The sequence below is a fragment of the Alteromonas sp. ABM1_013 genome (assembly GCF_056160505.1).
In genome coordinates this window covers 641,839-667,655 of the sequence record NZ_JBSWXH010000003.1, presented here as the reverse complement: position 1 = coordinate 667,655, position 25,817 = coordinate 641,839, and the positions used below count along the sequence as shown (strand labels likewise).

At 44.3% G+C, this 25,817-nt stretch carries 13 protein-coding genes; all 13 read right to left on the bottom strand.

The window, feature by feature from the left end:
* Window positions 1-145 precede the first annotated feature (145 nt).
* Window positions 146-1,933, bottom strand: a complete 1,788-nt coding sequence (locus tag ACXAGK_RS11250; protein WP_474856402.1) for an alpha-amylase family protein — start codon at window positions 1,931-1,933, stop codon at window positions 146-148.
* Between the two features lie 291 nt (window positions 1,934-2,224).
* Window positions 2,225-3,136 (bottom strand): PEP-CTERM/exosortase system-associated acyltransferase, encoded by a 912-nt coding sequence (locus tag ACXAGK_RS11245; protein WP_474856306.1) that lies wholly within the window; start codon window positions 3,134-3,136, stop codon window positions 2,225-2,227.
* A gap of 102 nt (window positions 3,137-3,238) precedes the next feature.
* Entirely contained in the window at window positions 3,239-3,748 is a 510-nt protein-coding gene (locus ACXAGK_RS11240; protein WP_474806845.1) for an RNA methyltransferase, read from the bottom strand.
* 696 nt (window positions 3,749-4,444) lie between these two features.
* Window positions 4,445-5,305, bottom strand: a complete 861-nt coding sequence (locus ACXAGK_RS11235; RefSeq protein WP_474856305.1) for a patatin-like phospholipase family protein — start codon at window positions 5,303-5,305, stop codon at window positions 4,445-4,447.
* Window positions 5,306-5,472: 167 nt separating this feature from the next.
* Window positions 5,473-9,804, bottom strand: a complete 4,332-nt coding sequence (locus ACXAGK_RS11230; protein WP_474856401.1) for an alpha-1,6-glucosidase domain-containing protein — start codon at window positions 9,802-9,804, stop codon at window positions 5,473-5,475.
* Window positions 9,805-9,887: 83 nt separating this feature from the next.
* On the bottom strand, window positions 9,888-12,938 hold the full coding sequence (locus ACXAGK_RS11225; RefSeq protein ID WP_474806849.1) for a TonB-dependent receptor: 3,051 nt from the start codon (window positions 12,936-12,938) through the stop codon (window positions 9,888-9,890).
* A 298-nt stretch (window positions 12,939-13,236) separates the two neighbouring features.
* Window positions 13,237-14,757, bottom strand: a complete 1,521-nt coding sequence (locus ACXAGK_RS11220) for a tryptophan halogenase family protein (RefSeq protein ID WP_474856303.1) — start codon at window positions 14,755-14,757, stop codon at window positions 13,237-13,239.
* A gap of 127 nt (window positions 14,758-14,884) precedes the next feature.
* A complete protein-coding gene (locus ACXAGK_RS11215; protein WP_474806851.1) occupies window positions 14,885-17,701 on the bottom strand; it encodes a TonB-dependent receptor in 2,817 nt (938 codons plus the stop codon).
* A 472-nt stretch (window positions 17,702-18,173) separates the two neighbouring features.
* Window positions 18,174-19,082: a sialate O-acetylesterase gene (locus ACXAGK_RS11210; protein WP_474806853.1), complete on the bottom strand. Its 909-nt coding sequence runs from the start codon at window positions 19,080-19,082 to the stop codon at window positions 18,174-18,176.
* Between the two features lie 164 nt (window positions 19,083-19,246).
* Window positions 19,247-20,119: a succinate--CoA ligase subunit alpha gene (gene sucD, locus ACXAGK_RS11205; RefSeq protein ID WP_025255209.1), complete on the bottom strand. Its 873-nt coding sequence runs from the start codon at window positions 20,117-20,119 to the stop codon at window positions 19,247-19,249.
* A complete protein-coding gene (sucC, locus tag ACXAGK_RS11200) occupies window positions 20,119-21,285 on the bottom strand; it encodes an ADP-forming succinate--CoA ligase subunit beta (RefSeq protein WP_025255208.1) in 1,167 nt (388 codons plus the stop codon). Before sucC ends, sucD begins: the two co-directional genes overlap by 1 nt.
* Before the next feature lie 152 nt (window positions 21,286-21,437).
* Window positions 21,438-22,949 (bottom strand): 2-oxoglutarate dehydrogenase complex dihydrolipoyllysine-residue succinyltransferase, encoded by a 1,512-nt coding sequence (gene odhB / locus ACXAGK_RS11195; RefSeq protein WP_474806856.1) that lies wholly within the window; start codon window positions 22,947-22,949, stop codon window positions 21,438-21,440.
* Between the two features lie 9 nt (window positions 22,950-22,958).
* Window positions 22,959-25,778: a 2-oxoglutarate dehydrogenase E1 component gene (locus tag ACXAGK_RS11190; protein ID WP_474806858.1), complete on the bottom strand. Its 2,820-nt coding sequence runs from the start codon at window positions 25,776-25,778 to the stop codon at window positions 22,959-22,961.
* Between the last annotated feature and the right edge of the window lie 39 nt (window positions 25,779-25,817).

The following is a 25,817-nucleotide window of genomic DNA, read 5'->3' as shown; positions in this document are numbered from 1 at the left end:
CAAAATATTACCGAGATACTACATTGCATAGCCTGACTGACCAATGCTCTGCATACGTATTCACGAGATACCATGCCAATACACATGGTCTCTCGTTTAAATAAAATCTCTAGTATTCGATTTCGTTGATAGCTTTACACTCCAACTAGAACGCAAATACCTTCGTCTCTAGCCCATCAAGTGATAACGAGGCTCTGTAGTTCACACCATCTTTTTCTAAGCCAATGCCGCCATGAGAAAGAAGTGGCTCAAGACTAATCGTTTTGTTATTTGCACCTAATACACTCGCTGGTACTGTAAATTCTATTTCCCCTACGGGTGCATCACTAAAGTTTGCGATAACGACAAAACCATGATCATCTTGTACGCGAGCAAATGTAAATTGCTGCTCTGAATACGCTGTATTTTCGACACCAAGGTTGAGCGCGTGTAGGCTTTGGTACTCACCCACGATGGCCGGGTTAGTAGCGGCGATAGACATAACGCGTTTGTAAAAATTATGCAGTTCTTTTTCTTCCTTGGAGGATTGACCACCATCAAATTTTCCATCATTCATAAACCGCTGATGAGCAGGAACGCCAACGTAATCGAAAATAGACGTACGCGTTGGGTTGCCAAAGCCTGTCTCTTCGCTGCCGTCTTCGCCCACATCTTGTCCAAAATATAGCAGCGTTGGAGAACTGCTTATAAGCGCACTTACCGCAAGCGCTGGCTTGCCTTTTTCAGCGCTACCAGTAAAATCAGGGCTAGCGATGCGCTGCTCATCATGGTTCTCTAAAAAGTGCAGCATATGCGGTGCGATATCGCTGACTTCTTTGTGGACAGCGACCAGGTCACTAACCTTACTCTTTCCCTGCATAATTGCCTTCAACGTATCGTAAAACCCGACCTTGTCGTATAGATAGTCCATCTTTCCTTTATGAAGGTAGTCGCGATATTTGTCAGGCTGATAAACTTCTGCTAGCAAGAATGCATCAGGTGCTTTTTGCTTAATGCTGCTGTTAAGAAAAGACCAGAACTCTACTGGTACCATTTCGGCCATATCAAAACGGAATCCATCGACCCCTTTGTCTACCCAGTAATGAGCAATGTCTCTGAATTTGTACCACGAATCAGGAAGATCTTTTCCTTGCCAAAACGCGGCGTGCGCTTCGATAGATTTTTGACTGTATTCGTCAGGTAGCAAGGGAAAATCATAAGTGCCGTCTGGCTTCACGCCATAGTTCACCTTTACCGTTTCATACCAGTCGTTAATATCTGGCTGCGCTGCCCTTGCACCGTTCCCTGTCCACTTTGCAGGAAACTCATCGAACTTACCGTCTGACAATGGGTGGGGTTCGCCGCCTAGAGGCTGGTAGCTGTCAGCAGTGGGTACTTGAAATGCTTCACCCACAACATAATAAAAGTTGTTGTCGCGAGCATACTCCACAGACGTATCATCGTTTGCGCCAAAATCGACTGTACCTTCTGGCGCAGAAAGCGAATGGTAATCACGGGCTACGTGATTGGGAACAATGTCGATGATAACTTTCATACCCGCAGCATGAGTTCTTTCAATCAGAGCTTCGAATTCTTCTAAGCGCTTTTGTGGGTTGTCAGCTAGGTCGGGGTTAACATTATAATAATCTTTAACGGCGTATGGTGAACCAGCGCGGCCTTTAACTACATCTGGGTCGTCATTTGAAATACCGAAGTCGGTATAATCATTGATTACCGCATGATGTGGCACACCGGTATACCAAATATGACTGGTGCCTAAAGACTTGATGGCTTCAAGGGCTTTAGGGGTAAAGTCGCTGAATTTGCCTACGCCATTTTGCTCAACCGTACCCCAAGGCTGGTTACTAGAATTAGTATTTCCAAATAGTCGAGTAAACACTTGGTAGACGACAGGTTTCCCTTGCCTTTCACCGTTTTCAGAATGCGTTGACATATCACCTTGTTGATTTGATGCTGAATGCCTACTTCCTTCACCCTCAAGTGTTTGATTACTTGATGATGGAGATGCACCAGTACACGCCATTACCCCCAATGACAGCATAGCAACAGATAAAGGCTTAAGAGAAAAAACCGACTTGTGATTGAGCATAGTATTCGTGACAAAAATGTAAATGATGCCAACAGGATACGCGTTAAATGTATGTTAAAAAACATGCATACGTATTCAGAAATGAAAAAGCCGTCCAAGAGGACGGCTGATTTATAAAGCTGTAAAGAAGATTTCCTAAGCTGCTTGCGCTACACGCAATGGTTTTTGTAGAGGACGAGCGGTATGTGTTGGTGTGTTATTAATCACTGGTAACGCGCTACGAAGTTCATTATTAATCTTTTTGTGAAAACTTTTCAGCGGCCTAGCTAATTCTGTAGCCAAAACATTTGGGCAAACTCTATAGGGCACGCGCTTACCATTAAACTCTACAGCGTCGCCTACGGGATTAAAATGAATACCAAATGCTTTCATTCGTCTTGCTAATTTGGGCTCCATCAAAACGTATGCATGCTCAACATTTAAATGTTGGCAGATGCTGGTTGCCATCAAATACAGCGCAATAGAAAGATAAGGAAAGTGGTCTACGTTAAATGACGTACTCTTCTTTCGTTTAATCTTTTCAAGCTTGTCGGCAGGCAGGATTTTAGAGCGCATTTGGCGAACTCTGAACTCTCGTGGAATCGCCAATCTTGAAATTTCGCATACTTGCGTTGGGTCACAGCTAGAGGGCAGCAATGCATCATCTTCAAATGCTCCTGCGCACTTTTCTTCTAACGGCAGCGATAACCCTGCTTCGGTTGGCAAGACTAAGCGAATTGTACCTGCGCATTCGCCTGTTGGGCGATGTTTTATATAACAGTTAATTGCGCGATCATCATATTTATCTTTCTCAATAGCAGCAGCGTTTTTTTGCTCGAATTTCATTTCCTCGCAATAGACTTTATGGCGGGTTTTGTAGCTAACTTGTTTTTCATTTTCTTCGTTCGCTACAACGAGTTCATAACGGCTAAAAAAGAAACTGGAAATACTTTCTTCAAGTGACAATCGGCGTGGAAATGCTTTAAGCAGTTGTCGAGGTAACTGGTTTAACTTATTAGTTACAGCACTATTTAGCGCACGAGCAGCGCTCATTGTTGTTGTTTTCAACGCAAAAGTCCCCTAATTTTATGTTAATTATTAGGCTTGTGGGTAACTTCCTGTTCGCAGCAGTAGCCTTTGGTATATTGTTTTAAATTAATATTTGAAATGCTATTTTATCTTTGTCTTATTATTGGTATCTCGGCTTTGTCTGATAAGCGCATCCCCACTTACAAAATCAGACTTAGATAGGCGGTCGTACAGTAAAACATTAGCTGTTGCCGCCAAATTCATACATGAATACGTGGGTACATAAACGACATGGTCGCACCACGACAGAGTGTCTTCGCCTACACTTCCATCTTCAGGACCTAAGATATAAAAGGCATTTTCCGGGTGTTCGAACCTTGGTAAAGGCTCTGCACCTTCAACAAGCTCAACCGCAACTACAGACGCCCCTTCTGGGACAACATCCCGTAAATTATCAACGCCAACTGTCGGGATAACTTTATGGAACGCTTTTGTATCTGCATTAAAATCTTTAGCGAAACGATAACGCTGCCCCGTATAAAATACACTAGCGACACCGTAGCATCCTGCAGCTCGTAAAATAGAAGCTACATTGACGGGATTTTTTGGGTTAACAAGCCCAATCGAAATTTTTTGTTTTGCTATTTGCACTTTTTATTAGCTTTTTATTATTTGAGTTTGATACTGCCACGACTTAGAAGAAGCTGCTACGCGTAACCACGAAAATTAGTCATAAGTATAAGAACGAATACATAAAGTCTACAGCGACCTCATCGTAATCGATGCGTTGTTGCAGGTAACCAGTTTTTCGTTAACGCCTTAGCTTAACCCTACAAGTCAGGCCATTTAGATGCGCTACATGCCATTTTCTCTTCTACAACTTTACGCTTTTCATATATTGGCAAGCGTTTCACGTGTCTGTAATTAACGTATTAAAGAAAATAACTAATCTCGTTCAGGGTACAGCAAATTGCAGACCAACAGTGTGAAAATTTTGCAAGTTCGGTGCAAAGTTTACATTTTTAACAACAAAGAGAAGGTAAACACGCTTTTAATCAGTTACTTATGATTAGGTTTAGGGGTTAGGCGCGTTTACTTTGTTGTGGGAGTTAGTAGCTAGATTGCCAGATCAATTGTCTAATTAGGGCCAGGAACTGATAAGAAGTAGAGGTAATAAATAAAGTACAAACGATAGGCCCGATCGTGTGTTGCCATTTTGAAACACGATACCCCTCTGAAAATATTGACTTTATTTACGAACAAAAAAAAGCCTGGATAATATCCAAGCTCTTAACGGCAACTGTTGCTAAATTCATACAGGGCTTATATCCCGTGACGACGAATCTACTACGCTATTTGGTAATTTAGACCATCCACATCAGAGGTAAGACTTTTGAGGTGACGTCGGGCCATACGCCTACCCTGCCCATAACCTCTCAATAACTTCTTCTTATCCATAGTAAGTCGTTTAACGCAGAAAGCTTCATCCGGTGCTATTACTCGAATGATGCAGTCTCTTGGTGGGTTATTGAGAAAATCAAGGGTTTCATTATAAATTGCTGCACGCTGAAGCATCTTTTCTAGAATGGCGGGCTGGTCTCCATACATCTTCTGCATCAACCAGGTTGATTTTACTTCAGGTTTGGTAAATCCAAGTGGTTGAGAAAGTATTACGGTAATGTCCCTAGCGCCCATGTTATAAGCCCTAATTGCAGGTATCGCATCTGCAACTCCACCATCTAAATAACGCGTACCGTTAATGATTATTTCATCTCGATATGCGGTGGGTAGCGCACAAGACGCTACCATCAATTCGTCTACATTAGTTTCTGTCGCCTGAATATATTCACATTCACCTGATTCAGCATTCGTAATTCCCACGTACAAGGGCATGCTGCTCTTTTCACCTGGAGCAGGAATGTTCATTGATTGCTTTGAATGATGCCATAACCAATGAACATCTGTCATATGCCCCCCTTTTATGAATCGAAGCGGGCTGAAGAACTCTCGCTTGGTTGCATATTGGGTGATAATAGTTTTACTCAAACCTTGCATTTTAGAGACGTAAGTCGACAGGTTTGTCGCCCCAGCGGACACCCCTAGCGTAAAATCAAAGGGGTAATAGTCTTGCTCCATGAATTTATCTAGGACGCCTGCCGCAAATATTCCACGCATAGCGCCGCCTTCAACAACTAATGCACTTTTCATCTGTTCTCTCCCTGTAGATACATTCACAACCTTCTGGTACGACCACTGTCGGTAACAACTATCCTACAAGAGAATCAAGAGATATGCCAAGAAGAAAAAACCGCGAACAAGGTCGCGGCTTTTAAATTGTTAACACTGAGACGTTAACTAAATTTTCTGATGAGCATTTATTTCATCGTTACAGTCAACATGGGTGCATTACCATCGGGCCCGGCTACCTTAAACTCATACAGACCAGATTCAGCGATTTCAATCATCAAATTGTTATTGCTCGCCCCCAAAATTTTAGGCTCACCTGGCATGACGATATTACTCGCTGCATCATTAGGATTACCAAGGTTTACCGTTGACCAATCTTCAGAGGCAACTTTAAATTCGATGCTACCTGCACTTAACTCGATGTCGGCGGCGTATACACCCTCTCCTTGATATTCAAACATATCTACTGCGCCCCAACCGTTCATACCACCGCGGATATAAACTTGGGTGTCTCCCCAAAATGCTTCTTTAAATACACCAATGGTAGGGGCATCTAAGTCAGTCACGTTGAACACAAACACATAGCGATCAGCACTTTCAATGTTTAGAACAAGGTTATCGTTAGTCGCAGCCAAACCAAGGGTTTGACCTGGCGCTAAGTTACGGTCGGCATCGTCGGCAGACAAAGCACCAAAGTTCACTGTGCTCCAGTCTTCAGACGCCACTTTAAACTCGTACGTGCCAGGCTCAATATCTCGAGCAAAGGTATAGATACGACCACCTTGGTAAGAAAACTCATCGTCTGTACCCCACCCGTTCATTGCACCACGAAGGTACACAGGCGTTCCAACATAGGGCTCTTCGTTTTCAACCTTTAGAACTGGCGCTTCGCTGTCTGATGCATCGATGGTAAACAGGTATGTCGCACTGATATCAGGTGTAAACGACAAATTAGTATTAGTGCGAGCAAGTACTTTCTCTTCACCTGCTACCACCAACCCTTCTTCACCATCGGCAGCACCAAAGTTCACGGTGCTCCAATCTTCAGAGGCAAACTTAAACCCATACGTAACGCCACCTTCAAGTGAAGCGGTAGCTGTATATATACCGTCGCCCTGATAGATAAACGCATCATCCGTTGACCAGCCGTTCATGTCTCCGCGAAGGTAAGCAGTGGTATCGCCGTAAGGCACAACGTCAGGTGCGCCAGATGTTGCATACGCTGATAGACCGTAGCCTTGTGCACCAGATTGAGGCTTAACAAACACAGCAATAGTCAGCGCAGGTACAGTAAAGGTTCCGTTACCGTCTTCACCCTCAACAAAAGTAGCACCACGTACCGCGGCATCAACCGAATTCATTTGTGTAGCGTGAAGTAAAAAGCCGGTTGCTGTATTTACAGTGATAGATTTCTCTTCGTAACCCGTGTTAACGAGTACCATCACCGCATCGTTCATCATATCTAAGTCTTGACGAGGTACTTCGCTGTTAGATGATACACCGTCGTCGATACTCATAGCGATAAGACCACGCTGTTGGCGTGCGCCGATATTGTGAAACCCAATACGGTCGATAATCTCTTCTGCAGTGGTTAACCTAAACAATGGGCTCGTCATTCGAATGTTGAGCAATTCTGCAAACACATCAGAGGCAAACATAATATCAGCCATAGACGCTGCTCGATTCGGGTTATAAATAAACTCCCCCATTTCTTCCCAACGGGCTTCATTGTCTTGTGCTAACGGTAACCCTACATTCCAGTTATTAGTCTCGTATGTGAAATCTACATAGTTAAACCAGTCACCCGAGTCGTAGGTGTTTCGGTCCATTGATTTAGAGCGAAGCATGTCGCCGCCCATTTGTAGAAATGGAATACCCTGAGACACAAGGTTGATGCCCATAGCCACATTTTGTGCGCGCACTCGCTGCTCTAGCGTGATGTCCTGTGGAAGCGTGTAATTTAATTGGTCCCACAAGGTTTCATTATCGTGTTTAGACACATAGTTAATGATGTCTGCCGGGTCTTCTGCATAGCCGCCCAAGTTACTCGTTGCACCGGCACTGCCCGAAGAAGTTTCCAATACATAGTCTTTAAGCGTTCCAATCATGCCCATTTTTACACGGTCTTGAGCACTTAACAGCCCATCATCTTCGGGTCTGAATATAGCGCCCTGACGAATGGCTTCACGAATGCGATCGTTATAAGTACCAATTTCAGTACCGGCCATATTTAGCTGGCTGGCTTGCTCGTAACCGCGGTCTATTTTGGTCCAACCCTCGCCATAGAAGTAGTTGTCTTCATCAATAGCTTGAACAGCATCACGAAGGCGCACCATGGTATCTTTGGTCGCTTGGCTCATGATGTCAAAACGGAACGAGTCATACTTATAGTGTTCCGCCCACATAAGTAATGAGTCTTCCATGAATTTTTCCATCATGACATTGCGTGGCTCTGTGTCATCGCAGCAGGTTTCGCGCACTATCGCCCCAGTGTCCACTTCATAACGGTGGTAATACCCAGGTACAGCTTTATCTAGAACAGACTTACTGAAAACACCAGATGCATTGGTATGGTTGTAAACCACATCAAGTGCAACACGCAGGCCCATTTCATGAAGCGCTTGGATCATAGCGCGCATTTCTACAATACGCTCAACACCTTCTGCACTAGATGCATAGCTACCTTCAGGTGCATTAAAGTGATGAGGGTCGTACCCCCAGTTGAACGTATCTAAATTGCGTAAGTCATTAGTCAACTGCTGAGCTTTACCCGCTTGTGACAACGGGTCGTAAGCGTTGTATACGTCAATCAACAATGCGTCCGCGCTCTCTTCTTCACATACCGCAGCACTGCTATTTAAGCGACAAAGTTTTCCCACGGTATCGTACAAGTCAACAGTGTTGGTTGGGTCTTCGTCAATGGTTGCAATGTCATTGGCCGGAAGGATATGGAAATAGGTTAGCCCTGCATCTACCAACTTTTTAAGGTGCTCAACCGGTGCCGTTCCCTCTTCGGTAAAGGCAAGGTATTTCCCACGATTTTCTTCGGAAGTAGACATATCGCGTACGCTGAAATCACGTATGTGACCTTCGTAAATAACCGCGTCTTCATAATTTTCTACCGTAGGAATGGTGTGAGTATCCCACCCCTCAGGTTTTAAATCTTCATCGGCAAGGTTTACAAAGCGTGAGAAACGACCGTTTGTGCTAAGCGACACAGAATATGGGTCTGTTACAAGCAGGGTTTCTACGTTACCTGTAATAGGGTGATATACCGAAACTTCATAGCGATAAAGCTGACGGTCTAGCGACATATCGCTTTCATAGCGCCATACGCCTGACACGTCATCACGTACCATATCTATACGCTCACTTAACGTTTTATCATCGTTATAAAGCAAAAGGTCGACATTCGAAGCGGTAGGCGCCCACAGCGCAGCGGTAATACCTTGGTCTGTATAAACCCCGCCAAGTTGTGCCTCGTCGGCATCATCTTCACCCATGGTGTAAAGTGCATCAATTGCGTTTGCCAATTGAATACCGGTTGCTGCTACAAGTGCACCGTCTGCATCATATCCTCCAACGACCGCTTGTGTCGTCAGTACAGTTTTCGCATCTTCAACCGACCAGTCTCCTTCCCACGCCTGCATCGAAGATAAATGCGGTGCGCGAGCAGACTGCTCTTCGGTAAGTGTAGTACTCATTAGCGCTACTTCAGTACCATTAATACCCTCTTCTAGGGTGCTCTCTAAATCAGCCTGCGCTGAATAGTGAAGTTTCACTTCTGATACAGTTTCGGGAACATCCCATAAAATGGTGTTCGCATCTAGCCAATGGGCACCAAAGCCTTCTATATCAACCGGCTGTGGCCCAAGCGACATGATCGGGAATTCAAAAATCGTTGGCTCGCCCGAAAGAGTAAAGTTCATTCGCACAAAAGTTTCATCGTCTTGTACTAATGAACCTTGGAAGTCACCGCCCCCTAATTCTTTACCGGCATCATCAGTACCTTTGTGAATGATGAAGTTATGACAGCTGCCGTAACCTTCTTTAAGGTCTAATATCCAATAGGCCCCATAGTTCGGATCGATGCCGCTATGAATACGGCCGTTTGCCCAATCCGTGTCTGCATCAGCATAAGCATCACACTGGTCATTGTTCCAAGTATGTAGTCGCCAACCTTCATAGGCGGCGTCGTTACTTGAGTTATCCGCATCCACTGCAGCGCGGTTATAGTAAAGCACAGCTTGATTAGATGAGGGGGTGAATACAGGTGCCGGTAAACTTGGATCCGCGCCCGCTTCACAGGCATCGTTTGCTTCGTTAGGGACTAACGGTGCGTCACATTGAATAGGAGGCGGCGGCTCGCAGGCCGTTCCTGCTGCATTAGGTACATTGGGTACTTCACAGGTAAGCAAATCGTTTGTGCCTGACTCTACGCCAGATCCGCCGCAACCTGTAAGTGTATAAGCGCCTAATAAAAGTAACGCTGCGCGCACTACTTTCTTTTTAGTAAACATAAAACTCTCCTGAATATATTTGCTATTTCTGGCAACCGAACGTTTATGTGCATCGTCAAATAAATTACCTAAGATGTTGTTTTTCATAGTTGATATGTCATCCCTAGGTAATATTGGGTGCCAAAGTACTGAATAGTGCCGGTTTGCTCTTCTGATGCGAAATAGCTTTTGGTTGGCTCATCCGTTAGATTGTTTACTTGGAACAGAACGCTCCAATTATCGTTAATTTCATAAGACGCTTGGTAATCAATGACCAGTTCGTCATCAAAGTTAACAACCTGATCGTTAACTGCTACTTGCTGAGATACGAAGGCATCGCGATAGCGACTAGACAGGCGGGTTTCAAACCCTTCGTATTCCCAGAAAACGGTTAATGTTGCTACATTTTCAGAAAGCCCTGGTAAATTAGCGGCGTAAACGCCATCGCCGAGGGTGCGCTGAATTTCACTTTCCGTATAAGAGTAGCTTGCGCTAACCCCTAAACCTGACCATAACCCAGGTAACATGCTGTAAATTTGCGTGTAGGCGACTTCTAGTCCTCTAATGTAGCCACCTTCTGCGTTATTTACCGCAGTGCTATAGCTACCATTTTCTGTTGGCACTGTCATAAAGATAGGATCGCCGTTTTCATCCCTTGCTAGTTCGGCTTCTTGCCCGGTAAATTCTGGGGTTAAATAGACTGGAACACTTACGTTGTCTGGAATGACTATGCCGTTTGCTTCAAAATCATAGGGCTCTATTTCAATGTCTTCTACAAACGACTCAATGTCCTTGTAGAAACCAGCGATAACCAAAGCACCTTCTGTATCTGAAAAGTAATATTCCCATGACACATCGTACTGTGTAGCGTAAAACGGCTCTAAGTAAGGGCTATTACGGGCATTACCACTGACCTTCGCTGTTGGGTTTGAAAGCGTGATTTCGCCTGAATCTCTGTCTTGGAAAGCAGTAACCGTTTCAATAGTGGTAGACGCATTCGCCGCAAAACGGTTAATTGGTGCTCTCCCCATAACCTTTGCAGCTGCCACTCGAAGTTGAGTATCATCAGTAAGTTTAAAGTTCAGGTTAATAGACGGCAGTACATCCGAATACTCGTGGCTAATTAACGCTGGACGATAGAAGTTATTGATGAGCCCTACATCGTCTGTAATATTTTGCGCGCCTGCAGTAGGGTCGCTTACCTCAACCGACGTCCCCGTTTCTAAGTCTTGAATTAGCTGGGTAGCACGCTGTAGTGTAGTTGAGCTTTGTTTACTTTTAACGTATCTAACACCGATATTACCCGTAACAGGAATACTGCCAATTTCAGTGTTGATGTTTGCCATTAAGTAAGCCGAGTTTACGGTTTCAAATACATCACCGCTTTCTTGTAGTGTCCACGCTGTAGCGGGGCCTGTTCCTGGGCCATTAATAACGCCAGCAGCTCCAGGCCCCCATGTTTGAACAGGCTGCGGTCTACCTTCTGGGAACCAGGCATTGAGCGCACTGTTTAAATCGACTGATAAATAGCTTGGGAAATATCCAAAATCACCGCTCCAATCAACTTGTTCAACCATATCTGAAGTTAAACGAAGTGGCGGTTCACTGACTGAAAAGGCACTGTCATTACCGTATTCAAAGACAGAGCGATCGTTGTTGTACTCCCGATCTGAATAACGATAGCCAAATTCAAAACCAGATATGATTGGTACGTCTACGTAATACTGGAAGTCGACACGGTATGCATCTAGCTCATCTTTGTTTTCAAATGGATAGATACCGTACTTGCTCACCATGACCCGGTCTAAATCGGTAAAGGCATCAATTTGGTTAAAACCAATATCAGGCAGATTTAACCCGTTCAATAAATAAGATATTTGAACGTTTTCATCAAATACTGGATTCGCAACTGTCGCATCTTCGCCTACAAGCGACCATAACAAGCCGTTTCTAAAATCACTTTCAGCACTTGAACGAGATACGTCAAACTGAACCGATAAATCTGGAGATATTTCCCAGCTAGCATTAACACCTAAGTTAGTAACACTGTCGAAGTCTTGATTGTCGTCGTTTACCAGTTCAACTCGGGTGAAGCTATTGTCTGTGCGAGAAAAAGTACCGCCAACGACGCTGTTGTTAACTACAACCGGGTTAGTAATACCCGCGTTAATACCGCCTAACTTAACGCGAAATCCCCGAGCAAATGCTTCAGAATCAAATTTTGAAATGAAGGCATCAGCTTTTAAGGTGAACGTATCGATAGGCGCCCATTCAAACGCCGCAACGTAGCCATCGCGCGTTTCTTCACCGCCTTTGTGCTGCATCTCAAAACCTTCTGAGATTAGCTCACAGTTTGGACAATCTGCCGGGCCATCGGTATCCCCTTCCAGGCCATCAACATCTACCTGACCGTTATAAGCTAACCCGATGAACTGCGTAGAAACGCTTGGCTGGAATAGACGAGCATAGCCTAATGATACACCAAGGGTGTCGTCTAGGAACTTGCCTTGATAAGAAAAGCTTAGTCTATGACCGTATTCCGTAGCATCGCTTATTTCGGATGCTCTATCGTTATACATTCCACGCATGTTAGCGCTGAACTTATGTTGCTCTTCAATGGCAAGTGGTGATGCTGTTTTTAGTTCTACCGTACCCGCAATACCGCCTTCAATTAGCGATGCCTTGGGAGATTTATAAACCGCTGCCTCGCTAATAAGCTCAGACGGATATTGGTCAAATTCAATAGCGCGACTTCCGCTCGTGGATACCTGCTCTCTACCGTTTAACGTAGAAAAAACAAAGTCGCCTGATAAACCGCGAATATTGATTTGCGCTGCTTGTCCGCCGGTACGCACTGCCGAAATACCTGGCAAACGAGTCAAAGCATCGGCCATAGATACGTCGGGAAGACCGCCAAGGTCATCTGCAGATATTTGCTCAGAAACTGTGTCAGAGAAACGTTTTTGATTTAGTGATTGAATTAAGCTGGTACTAAAACCACGTACTTCGATACGCTCTAAGGTATCTTCTTGCGGTCGTTCAACTTCATCTACGGGTGTGTCTGGTGACTCTTGAGCATAGAGCGGCAGCGCACTAAACGCGACCCCACTAGTGATCAAGGCCGCCATTATAGTGCTGGGTTTGAATGTTTTCATTGGTGTCCCATCCTTGTTTATTATCGACATTTTTAGGAATACCACACCCAAAAATGCCTCTTATGGTTCAACACCAAATACTACTGGTTTGTATAAAAAGGGAGCAATGCTATGCATACGTATTCATTTACATATGCGCAACATATATTTAATGAATCATGATTTTTTAGCAATTTAGTTAACGCTTTATTATCAGAAATAAAAAAGCGGCCATATGGCCGCTTAATAGAGTGCGTCTTTATTTACCTCGCTAATGCGTTAAAAATACGTTAAATAACATAGAAAATCTTCGAATAACCTACTTCATTGAACGCTTGTACTTCGCAACCATCCCGTTTATGTAATCGTCATGTGAAGGCAATTTAGCAATAGGCTCTCTTTTAAGTTCTAGCAACTTTGTTAACATTTGATTTAATTGTGCATCGGATACGCTATTTACTAAGCCATGGTAATCCTTTGGCATTACACCCTGTCCGTATAAAACTTGAAGCCAAGAACTTTCAAGGAAAAGATCGTTTTGCTCCCTTTGAAGAACACCATTTTCTTTAAAAAGTTCAATCTTGTGGGCTAAAGAGTCAGGCAGCGTGATGTTGCGCATATCGTTGAAAAAGGCGCTGTCCGTTCTTTCATTTACTACATAGTGTAATACCAAAAAGTCTCTGATTTGTTCGAATTCGAGTTCTGATTGTTTGTTGTATTCGTCAATTAGGCTCTTTGTCACACCATTGTGCGGAAACAGCTGAATTAAACGCACAATTGCTGATTGAATTAGATGAATGCTAGTTGATTCAAGAGGCTCTAGAAATCCGCTTGATAGGCCTACCGCCACCACGTTTTTATACCATTGCTTTCGCCTTCTACCAGTTGTAAATTTTATCAGCTTTGAATCGCCTAGCGGTTTCGTATCTAGGTTTGATAATAAAGTGTCCCAGGCTTGGTCATCACTTATATAGCGAGAGCTATAAACGTGACCGTTACCATTTCTATGTTGTAATGGAATTCGCCACTGCCACCCTGCATCGTGTGCTATGGAGCGCGTGTACGGTGCGGTGTGTTCGTGCCTTTCTGACGGAACAGCCAGCGCACTGTCACAGGGTAATAAGTGAGACCAGTCGTCATAACCCGCCCCTAAAGCACCTTCAATCAACAAGCCTTTAAAACCGGTGCAATCTATAAATAAATCGCCATCAATGACTTCTCCATTTTCCAGGTGCAGCGCTTGTATATATCCGCTGTCATTACAACGTTGTACTCTTGATATCTTACCCTCTACACGCACTACGCCCATTTGTTCACTTAGCTTTCGCAAATACTGCGCATACAGACTGGCGTCAAAATGGTATGCAAACGGAAGTTCTAAAACGGGGTCTTTTGCATTAATTTGGGCGAATTTTCCCGCTTCAGCAGCGAGATAATTAAGATCATAATCCCACAAATCGTTTTTTAAACCTTGTTGGCGAGCCTTCACCCAATAATGATGGAAATGACAAAATGCCATGCTTCTGCCAGGCGCTCCAAAGGTGTGGTAGTAACTTTCTCCTCTAGTCTTCCAGTTCTCAAAACGAATGGCGAGTTTAACCGTAGCTTTAGTGTCGTGAATGAACTGAGCTTCGTCTATTCCCAATACTTGATTTACGAGTCGAATTGGAGGAATGGTTGCTTCCCCAACACCAACCGTTCCTATGGCTTCAGATTCCACAAGCGTAATTTGAATAGCTTGTCCAAGCAGCTTCTTTAAAAGTGAAGCAGCTAACCAACCGGCGGTACCGCCTCCTGCTATTACGACGCGATTTATAGGTTTTTTATGAGGGGTAAGCATAAACGTCTCGAATTTATCAGCTACTATTAACGATTTTTCTTTATACAAAAAAGAAAAGCCACCGTTTGCTTTCTTTTAGCATAAGCTAAAACAAAAAGCAGCAGGTGGCTTTACACACACGAAGTGATTAGAACTTGTAGTTAAAACCTAACAAGTAGTTTGTTCCGTAAGTCTGGAACTGTGTAATTTGGCGACCGTCAGCAGCAGATGCTTGAATGTCGTCCTCGTCAGTCAAGTTCTGTGCTTGAAGCGTTACACGTAAACCTTCTAGATAATCGATACCAGATTCACCGAAGTCATAACCAATCTGCGCATCAACAAGCGTTCCACCTTGCTTAGTTGCATCAACTAACGCAAGACTTAAACCGCGCTCTTCTGTCAAGTATTGATCGCGCTTTGTTGCCGCTAAACGGAACTCGAAACCGTTGCTTTCGTAGAAGAAAGTCATGCTGTAAGACTCTTCTGAAAGGCCTGGAATTCTTGTTTCACTTTGACCCGGCGCTGCATCAACTTCACCGTCCATGAAAGTAGCACTTGCAAATAAGCCAAAACCTTCTAGCGATTCATGTACAAGGTCAAATGGTAGCGAGCCCTGTAATTCGTAGCCACGTACAAAGCCTTCAAAACCGTCTAACACACTGCCTACTTGACCTTCGAACAATACAGGCGCTTGGCCTTCAGAACCTTGATGAAGGTCTGGAATATAGAAGTCAGTAAAGTCAGCAACTAGTGATGTACTGCGGTGCCAGTTTTTAATATCTTTATAGAAGAAAGATACTGCAACGTAACCGGTATCAGCGAAATAGTTTTCATAAGCCAAATCAAACTGGTTCGCTTCAAGAGGACGAAGCTCCGGGTTACCAGCACTACCACTCCAAGGACCGTTTTCAATGTCTGTACTTTCAATTTGGTTATCGTTGAATGAGAAGGTCACCTGTGTATTCGGGCGCATATCGTCCATACGCGGACGAGAAATGACTTTACTTAAACCTAGGCGTACAAACTGTCCTTCTGCAACTTCAGCCGATAGATTCAAAGTTGGAAGCACATCTGTGTAGTCAGCACCGCCGCTAATTGGATTAGCAATAGTGTAACCGTCGGTATCTGATGTAGTTGAGAAACCTGTAGACTGCTGGTCTGCGTTTACAACTTGAACACCTACATTACCGCGGACCCAGATATCACCGAACTCCATTTCCAAATCTAATTTGGTGTAAAGCGTAATGAGTTCTTCGTCTACCGTGTAGGTATCACCTAGGCGATCATTTTGAACACGGCTGGCATCACTTTCGATGTAATATCCGCTTTCATATAAGCCTAACGAGTCATACGCTAAAATACCTTCGATACCGATGAAATCTAGATTTGTTACACCTAATACATCTGGGATTGCTGCATCGCTTGGATATGTAGGAGCCGTTAAATAAGCACCGTTGTTATCTTTAGATTTTGAACGGTCAGAATAAACAACACCTGCCGAAAGACCTGTAACCACACCCCAATCTACATAACCTTTAAGGTCGAAGCGCAATGTATCAAGCTCTTCTTCGAAAACAGGTTGGTTTACGAAGCCGTCTTGACCATCAGACTCTAATAGAGGTGGTGCACCCCATGCTTGTGGACCGGCTAATGTGATAAGTGCTGGGTCAGTTAAGTCAACTGGCGCAATAGTTGGGTGGTCTGAGAACATAACACCGGTAGAGGTCATTTCCCAACTGCGAGCAGTAAGAGGGCGACCTTCTGTGCCTGCACGACCAACACCTGAGTAACTTTCTACGTCAATGATTTCTTTTTCTACTTTACCTGTAGAGTAATCAACTTCCAGTGTCCAAGAATCGTTAATCTGATACTCAGCATTAATACCAATAGTGGTTAGATCAGCTTCCTGTCGGCGAGCATCGTTTCGCACAACACTGTAGAAACCGTCAGAGTATCCACTGGTAACAAGACCGTCTTCAACACCAGTGATGGTATAAGCACTTGTACCCCACTCTGCACCACCTTCTTCAAGACCACGACGAACGTCATCTTCAACGAAATCGATGTAAAGCGCATCAAGTTGAATATTTAACTTATCTGTCGGTGCCCACTCGACAACAGCTGCAAAAGAGTCACGTTCAAGCATTGCAGAACGTTGGAAAGAGTCATGTCCACCAAGTACAACCGTATCTTCTGGTACCTCTACAGGGTCAAGAGCACGGCGCTCATTATCAAAATTGATACCAGCATAACCCCAGCCACGGAACTGTTGCTCTTGACGAGGTGATTCCATTGTTGCAACTGTTAATGCTAAACCAATTGTATCGTCTGCGAATTGGTCAACAAAGTTTACAGAGACGCGGTGTCCATCATTATCGAAATCAGGATTCGGAGAATCTTCAGCGTTCTTCTCGAAAGTACCGTTTACGGTAAAAGTGCTTTCTGCTGTAAGAGGCTTAACGGTTTGAAGGTCAATTGAGCCACCGATGTTTTGCGTGGTCATGCCCGCTTCCGGTGTTTTGTATACCAGAATATTTGAAATAATTTCCGTAGGATAAAGGTCAAACTCAACCCCACGGTTGTCACCCATACCCAAAAGCTCACGGCCGTTTAAAGACGTTCCAACGTAATTTTCGTTAAAACCACGGACCGAGATACCACTTGTACGACCGTTGCGACGCTCACCAGTAACACCTGGTAGACGTGCAATTGACTCTGCAATACTTGTGTCAGGAAGTTTACCGATATCCTCAGCTGAAAGCGCTTCAACAATAGACGTGTTATCCATTTTAATTGCTTGAGCACGTTGTAGGCTGCCGCGTATACCGCTTACTTGAATTACTTCTAGATTAGCTTCATCAACAGCATCAGTGTTTGCTTCTTGAGCTAGTGCAGGTGCACTACCAAACGCCATACCGCCTGAAATAAGCGCAGCTTTGATTAGGTTGGGTTTAAATTGTTTCATAAAACGGGTGTCCCATACGGTTATAGTTGTTGTCTTTTTGTTGTTCTTATGACAAATAAATGACAATACATCTCACGGGGACAATGCTATAGATGCCCTAGGTTTTGCACAATTGCCTGCATACGTATTCAATAAAATTTATGCAACACAGTTTTAACAAGTCACTAGGAAATAGTGATGTAATTTTACAACATATAACGTACTCAACCGTCCGTATGTAAAATTTTTATGAAATTAAATTTCATGCATACTGCGTATTTATGCTTAAAAAAAGAGATGAAAGCGGCGTCGATACTAAGTTTAATAAAGGATAGAAAGGAAATTGAACGCGTGAATTCGTAGCTTATAGTAATAGCCAAATCATAAAAAACTTATTCTACAGTTTCGTGTAAAGGGCAGAAATGCTCAAACAAGAAAGCCTCTTAAAAACGAGGCTTTCTAGTGGTAGTAGCTAATAACGGCCTACAAATTTTTAATCAACACCGAATCCACATTTCTCTGCGGCTTGCTTATAAGCTGAGGCAAAGTCTTTCCCCATTTGTATAAAACTTTCACTGGTATAGTGCCAAGGGTCATCGCCATATGAGTATGTATCAGAATTAGACATGTAAGTAGCGCAACTGTCTGACTCAACAAAAAGCTGCTGCGCTAAATGCACCCTTTCTATATACGGCATAATATCTTCTTCGCCCATTTCGGAATCGGTGATTTTGCCTATAACCACAGGTAAATCATCAGTTCTTAACGCTGCACGGAATAACTGCATTAAGGAAGTAAGATTATTTAAATATGCATTGGCCGATGCTTCGCTTGCATGGGCATCTGCCTCGCCTTGCATCCAAATAATGCCCATAGGTTTAAGCGTATCTGGTTCACCATCCCCGTCGATGTCAGTGAAGGAATAGGCATTGTTAATCGTTTCTAGAGCAAAATCGTACTGATTGAGACCATTGCCCTCAGTAAAATTCGGGTACCAGTTGCTGTAACCTGTGTTAAGCGCAAGGCCAGTTCCACCAACCGCATACTTTATAATGGCAATTTTTTTATTTGGATACTGCTGCTGTATTGCTTTGGCAAAGGTTAATTCAGCTCCGAATCGTTCAGAAAGCGAATTGGTTTTGCCATCCGAATTAAAACCTGTACCGTGACCGGGTTTTAACTTATCCCACTTCCCTACACCGCCGTCATTTTGATTATCAAAAACCCCATTTCCATGAAAAATCATCACGTCTTGTTCTTTTGCTAAATCGTTTGGCAGTTCAGACACGTATCCATAGCCATCCATATTGGATTGCCCTGCCATAAAAAAAGTCAGGTATTCATCAGCCATAGCTGAGCATGACAACAAGGAAGCGAAACAAGCTAACGCAGTTTTTTTCATAAGAAATATCTTCATGTTATTCGGTAGGTAGAAATAGAGTACGTATAAACGCTATCTTAACAAGGTGAATACGTTTGCAAGCAATTTAAAGCAACACACGTTTTAATACAGGTATAAAAAAGCCCGCTTAAAGCGGGCTTTCAAACATATTAATAAGCGTTAGCTTACCAACCTGTAGTTTCGCGAAGCGCCTTGCCGATTTCAGCAAGTGAACGTACAGTCTTAACGCCTGCGTCTTCTAGTGCTTTAAATTTCTCATCAGCTGTACCTTTACCGCCTGCGATGATTGCACCAGCGTGACCCATACGCTTGCCCGGAGGAGCAGTAACACCAGCAATGTAAGAAACAACTGGCTTAGTTACGTTCTCTTTAATGAACGCAGCCGCTTCTTCTTCTGCAGTACCGCCGATCTCACCGATCATTACGATAGCTTCAGTTTGAGGATCGTCTTGAAACATCTGAAGGATGTCGATGAAGTTAGAACCAGGAATTGGGTCACCACCGATACCAACACAAGTAGACTGGCCGAAACCTTCGTCAGTAGTTTGCTTAACCGCTTCGTAGGTTAGTGTACCTGAGCGAGAAACAATACCTACTTTACCAGGCTTGTGGATGTGACCAGGCATGATACCAATTTTACACTCTCCAGGAGTGATTACACCTGGGCAGTTTGGACCAATCATGCGAACGCCTTTGGCTTCAACGTACTCTTTAACGTAAAGCATATCTAGCGTTGGGATACCTTCAGTGATACATACGATTAGCTCGATACCCGCGTCTGCAGCTTCAACAATTGAATCTTTACAGAAAGGCGCTGGTACGTAGATAACTGTCGCAGTTGCGCCAGTTGCTTCTACCGCTTCACGTACAGTATTGAATACTGGAAGACCTAGGTGCTCAGTACCGCCTTTGCCTGGTGTTACACCACCAACCATTTGCGTACCGTAAGCAATTGCTTGCTCAGAGTGGAAAGTACCCTGACCGCCAGTGAAACCCTGACAAATTACTTTAGTATCTTTATTAATTAATACAGACATTATTTGCCCTCCGCTGCAGCAACAACTTTCTGCGCTGCATCAGTTAGCGATTCAGCAGCAATGATATCTAGACCAGAGTTCGCTAGAACGTCACGGCCAAGCTCTGCATTGGTACCTTCAAGACGTACAACTACAGGTACTTCTACGCCAACTTCTTTAACCGCACCGATAATACCTTCTGCAATCATGTCACAGCGTACGATACCACCGAAGATGTTAACCAATACCGCTTTAACATTGTCATCAGAAAGAATGATTTTAAATGCTTCAGCTACACGCTCTTTAGTCGCGCCGCCACCAACATCTAGGAAGTTAGCTGGCTTACCGCCGTGTAGGTTTACGATGTCCATAGTACCCATTGCTAGGCCTGCACCGTTAACCATACAACCTACGTTACCGTCTAGTGCAACATAGTTAAGCTCCCACTGAGCTGCATGAGCTTCACGCGCGTCTTCTTGTGAAGGATCTTGCATGTCTTTAAGCTTAGGCTGACGATATAGCGCGTTTCCATCGATACCTACTTTTGCGTCTAGGCAGTGTAGGTTACCGTCAGTTTTAATTACTAGCGGGTTAATCTCGATAAGCGCAACGTCAAGCTCTTCAAACATCTTAGCTAGGCCAAGGAAAATTTGAGTAAATTGCTTAATTTGAACGCCAGAAAGACCAAGAGCAAACGCCATCTCGCGTGCTTGGTAAGGCTGAGGACCTACAATTGGGTCGATTTCAGCTTTAAGGATCTTCTCTGGCGTTTCTTCTGCAACAGTTTCAATCTCAACGCCACCTTCAGTAGATGCCATAAATACAACGCGACGGGTTGTACGGTCAACTACTGCACCAAGGTAAAGCTCGTTTGCGATATCTGTGCAAGATTCAACTAGGATTTTGCTCACAGGCTGACCGTTTTCGTCAGTCTGGAAAGTCACCAAATTTTTGCCTAGCCAGTTTTCAGCGAAAGCGCGAATGTCGTCTTTGTTTTTAACTAGCTTTACACCGCCAGCTTTACCGCGACCGCCCGCGTGTACCTGACACTTAACTACCCACTCTTCACCGCCGATGCGGTCAGCCGCTTCTACAGCACCTTGAGCAGTGTCTGCTGCGTATCCTTCAGAAACAGGCAAGCCGTATTCTTTGAATAGCTGCTTACCTTGGTATTCATGCAAATTCATGGTGTTTCTATCCGATTTTTAGTAAGACAAAAGCCGCAAATGCGACTTGATTAGTTTGACTGATATTATAGGGCAAATATCAGCGTTGCGTTAGGCGCCAAGCTAGCATACACAAGCTAAACGCCTAACCACAATTCCGTGAGACGAAAGTCTTATACGTCTAGAAGTAGACGTGTTGGATCTTCAAGCATCTCTTTAACGGTTACCAAGAACCCTACTGATTCTTTACCATCGATAATACGGTGGTCATAAGAAAGCGCTAGGTACATCATTGGTAGAATTTCTACTTTACCATTAACAGCCATTGGGCGGTCTTGGATTTTGTGCATACCAAGAATTGCGCTTTGTGGCGGGTTAATGATTGGTGTAGACATTAGTGAACCAAACACACCACCGTTGGTAATTGTGAAGTTACCACCTTGTAGTTCAGCCAATGACAGCTTACCGTCACGACCTTTAAGTGCTAGTTCTTTAATTCCTTTTTCAACACCAGCCATGCCTAGTGTATCAGTATCTTTAAGTACTGGAGTCACAAGGCCGCGTGGTGTAGAAACAGCAATAGATACGTCGAAGTAGTTGTGATAAACAATGTCATCACCGTCGATAGACGCGTTAACTTCAGGGAAGCGTTTAAGTGCTTCAGTTACTGCTTTAACGTAGAAAGACATGAAGCCAAGACGAATGCCGTGACGCTTCTCGAAGCTTTCTTGATACTGTTTACGAAGGTCCATAATTGGCTTCATGTTTACTTCGTTAAACGTTGTAAGCATTGCCGTTGAGTTCTTCGCTTCAAGAAGGCGGTTAGCAATCGTCTTACGAAGACGTGTCATAGGAACACGCTTCTCGGTACGGTTACCCGTTGGTAGTTCTGCCGGTGCAGACTCAGCAGCAGGTGCAGCCTTCGCAGCGCTATCGCCGCCTTTAAGGTACTTTTCTACGTCTTCTTTTGTGATACGGCCATTTTTACCTGTGCCCTTCACCTTAGCTGCGTCTACGCCTTTTTCAGCAAGTAAACGGCGTACTGACGGGCTAAGCGCATCGCTGCTGTCGCCATCATCACTATCAGCACTTTCGCTTGATGCTGGTGCAGAAGCGCCGCTTGCAGCACCTTCTACAAATTTAGCAATAACTTCTTCAGCTGTAACAGTCGCGCCTTCTTCTGCGATGATTTCAGCAAGTGAACCGTCTGCAGGAGCAACAACTTCTAGTACTACTTTGTCAGTTTCGATATCAACCAAGTTTTGGTCGCGAGAAACCGCTTCACCTACAGCCACATGCCATGTAGCGATAGTAGCGTCAGCAACTGACTCAGGAAGAACAGGTACTTTAACATCTGACGTTTTACCAGATGCAGCCGGTGCTGATTCAGAGTTAGACTCTTCTTTAGATTCACTGTCAGCTTTCGGCTCAGATGGAGCAGCAGCGCCACCCTTCTCTAATTTAGCAATCACTTGCTCGCCTAAAACTGTTGCACCCTCTTCGTTTAGGATCTCACCAATTGTACCGTCCGCTGGCGCCACAACTTCTAAAACTACTTTATCAGTTTCAATATCAACCAGGTTCTGGTCTCGTTTAACTGCGTCACCGGCCTTTACGTGCCAGGTTGCAATGGTGGCATCGGCAACTGACTCAGGTAGAACCGGAACTTTTATCTCAATTGTCATTACTGTTCCTTATTTAATTGTGAGTGCGTTTTCAACCAGGGCTTTCTGTTGCTGGTTGTGAACGGATACATAACCTACTGCAGGTGACGAGGATGCATCACGACCTGCATATGTTAATTTTGCACCATCTGGAATGGCTTGCCAGAAATGGTGTTGGCTACAGTACCAAGCGCCTTGGTTTTGAGGCTCTTCTTGACACCAAACCCAATCTTTTACATGGCTGTATTGTGCCACAACTTTAGCGCATTCTTCTTGTGGGAATGGGTAAAGTTGCTCCAAACGAACGATTGCGACGTCTGTTTGCTCATTTTTACGGCGTTGGTCTAACAAATCGTAGTAAACCTTACCTGAACACATAACAACGCGCTTGACGTTCTTAGGATCGATATCGTCAATTTCACCAATGACGTTATGGAATTTACCTTCCGCAAGTTCTTCTAACGAAGATACAGCCATTGGATGACGTAATAGTGACTTAGGCGACATCACGATAAGTGGCTTACGCATTGGGCGAACAACCTGGCGACGAAGCATGTTATATACTTGCGCTGGAGTTGAAGGTACACATACCTGCCAGTTGTGATCAGCACACATTTGTAAGAAACGTTCTAGACGTGCAGAGCTATGCTCTGGGCCTTGGCCCTCATACCCATGTGGAAGCAATACTGTTAGACCGCACAGACGGCCCCACTTAGCTTCACCTGAACTTAAGAATTGGTCGAATACTACCTGCGCACCGTTTGCGAAGTCACCGAATTGCGCTTCCCAAATGGTTAGGCACGTCGGCTCTGCAGTGGCATAACCATATTCAAATGCCATTACCGCTTCTTCTGAAAGTACAGAATCATAAATTTCGATTTCGCCCTGTCCTTCGCGAATATGCTGTAGAGGCATATATGTCGACGCATCTTTTTGATTATGCAGTACCGCGTGGCGGTGGAAGAAAGTACCACGACCTGAGTCCTGACCAGTAATGCGAATGTCTTCGCCTGCGTCTACAATTGTGGCATAAGCTAAGTTTTCTGCCATACCCCAATCAAGCTTTTTCTCTCCAGCTACCATAGCTTTACGATCTTGGTAAAGCTTGTTAACACGAGACTGAAGCTTGTGATCTTCAGGAATAGTGGTAATTGATTCACCTAACTCTTTAAGCTTTTCAACCGACAGTGCACCGTCATATGGTGTATCCCAGTCGTGGCCTAGGTATGGAGACCAGTCTACACTGTGCTCAGTCATTGGACGCCACTCTTCAACAACGCATGCGCCGTGATCTAGTGCTTCGCGGTATTCTTCAAGGTAGCGATCTGCGTCTCGTTGTTCAATTACACCTTCAGCAATTAACTGGTCAGCATAAAGAACACGTGGAACCGGGTGCTTTTTAATTTTCTGGTACATCAACGGCTGCGTGGCGTTTGGCTCATCCGCTTCGTTGTGGCCATGACGACGGTAACAAACTAGGTCAATTACAACGTCTTTCTTAAACTTGTTGCGGTATTCAAGCGCAAGCTGTGTAACAAAGGCAACCGCTTCTGGGTCATCAGAGTTCACGTGGAAAATTGGCGCCTGAACCATTTTAGCGATATCAGTACAATACTGAGTAGAACGGGTATCTTCCGTTTTTGACGTAGTGAAACCGACTTGGTTGTTCACCACTATACGAACCGTACCACCTACAGCAAAGCCGCGGGTTTGCGACATGTTGAAGGTTTCTTGTACTACACCCTGACCAGCAATTGCCGAGTCACCGTGAATAGTGATAGGCAGTACTGTGTTCGTGTCATCATTGCGGCGAGCAAGACGTGCACGTACAGAACCCATAACTACTGGATTAACAATCTCTAGGTGAGACGGGTTGAACGCTAGCGCTAAGTGAACATTACCGCCTGGTGTTGCAAAATCTGAAGAGAAACCTGCGTGATATTTTACGTCACCCGCACCCAATGAATCGTCGTGCTTACCAGAGAATTCATCAAACAGAACAGAAGGGTTTTTACCCAACACGTTAACCAGCACGTTCAAACGACCACGGTGAGCCATGCCGATAACCACTTCTTTGGTACCTGCTGTGCCCGCCTTGGTGATGAGACCTTTGAGCATAGGAATCAAAGCGTCACCACCTTCTAATGAGAAACGCTTGGCACCCGGGAATTTAGAGCCTAGGTATTTTTCCATGCCATCTGCTGCGGTTAGACCTTTAAGAATGCCTAATTTTTCATCGCGAGAGATTTCTGGTTTGGCTTGAACTGATTCAATCTTTTGCTGTAACCAACGCTTCTGTTCTGTATCGGTGATGTGCATATATTCCGCACCGATAGAACCACAGTATGTACGATTAAGTGATTTAAACAGCTCACCTAGCGGCATAGACTCCTTACCAATAGCGTAAGAGCCAACGTTAAATACTGAGTCGAAATCTTTTTCGGAAAGACTGTGGTGAGAAAGTTCTAAATCGCGAACGCGCTCTTGCTGCCAAAGACCAAGTGGGTCTAGATTAGCGTGCTGATGACCGCGGAAGCGGAATGCGTTAATTAACTGAAGAACTTTAACTTGCCTATCATCTGAAACATTTGCCGAAGGCACAGACGGGCTAGACATGCGGGCTGTGGGCCCTAACGCAGCAAGTTGCCTAAATTGATTTTTGATAGTTGTATGATTGGTTTCTAACTCTACGCCATCGACTTTGGGGAGGTTATCGAAGATTTGTCGCCAATTTTCAGAGACGCTTTGAGGGTCTTCTAAATAGGTTTCATACAACTCTTCAACATAGGCAGCGTTGGCACCTGCCATGTGCGAGGAATCCCACCACGCTTTCATCACGCTTTCTTGCATTTAATTTGCCTTGCTACGTTTTATAAAATCTAGTTAACA

What these genes read in the sequence shown, in the direction of transcription:
- ACXAGK_RS11250 (WP_474856402.1), bottom strand. Translation starts at nt 1,933, where the DNA reads ATGTCAACGCATTCTGAAAACGGTGAAAGGCAAGGGAAACCTGTCGTC.
- ACXAGK_RS11215 (WP_474806851.1), bottom strand. Translation starts at nt 17,701, where the DNA reads ATGAAACAATTTAAACCCAACCTAATCAAAGCTGCGCTTATTTCAGGC.
- ACXAGK_RS11190 (WP_474806858.1), bottom strand. Translation starts at nt 25,778, where the DNA reads ATGCAAGAAAGCGTGATGAAAGCGTGGTGGGATTCCTCGCACATGGCA.
- ACXAGK_RS11230 (WP_474856401.1), bottom strand. Translation starts at nt 9,804, where the DNA reads ATGTTTACTAAAAAGAAAGTAGTGCGCGCAGCGTTACTTTTATTAGGC.
- ACXAGK_RS11235 (WP_474856305.1), bottom strand. Translation starts at nt 5,305, where the DNA reads ATGAAAAGTGCATTAGTTGTTGAAGGCGGCGCTATGCGTGGAATATTT.
- ACXAGK_RS11210 (WP_474806853.1), bottom strand. Translation starts at nt 19,082, where the DNA reads ATGAAAAAAACTGCGTTAGCTTGTTTCGCTTCCTTGTTGTCATGCTCA.
- ACXAGK_RS11225 (WP_474806849.1), bottom strand. Translation starts at nt 12,938, where the DNA reads ATGAAAACATTCAAACCCAGCACTATAATGGCGGCCTTGATCACTAGT.
- sucD (WP_025255209.1), bottom strand. Translation starts at nt 20,119, where the DNA reads ATGTCTGTATTAATTAATAAAGATACTAAAGTAATTTGTCAGGGTTTC.
- odhB (WP_474806856.1), bottom strand. Translation starts at nt 22,949, where the DNA reads ATGACAATTGAGATAAAAGTTCCGGTTCTACCTGAGTCAGTTGCCGAT.
- sucC (WP_025255208.1), bottom strand. Translation starts at nt 21,285, where the DNA reads ATGAATTTGCATGAATACCAAGGTAAGCAGCTATTCAAAGAATACGGC.
- ACXAGK_RS11220 (WP_474856303.1), bottom strand. Translation starts at nt 14,757, where the DNA reads ATGCTTACCCCTCATAAAAAACCTATAAATCGCGTCGTAATAGCAGGA.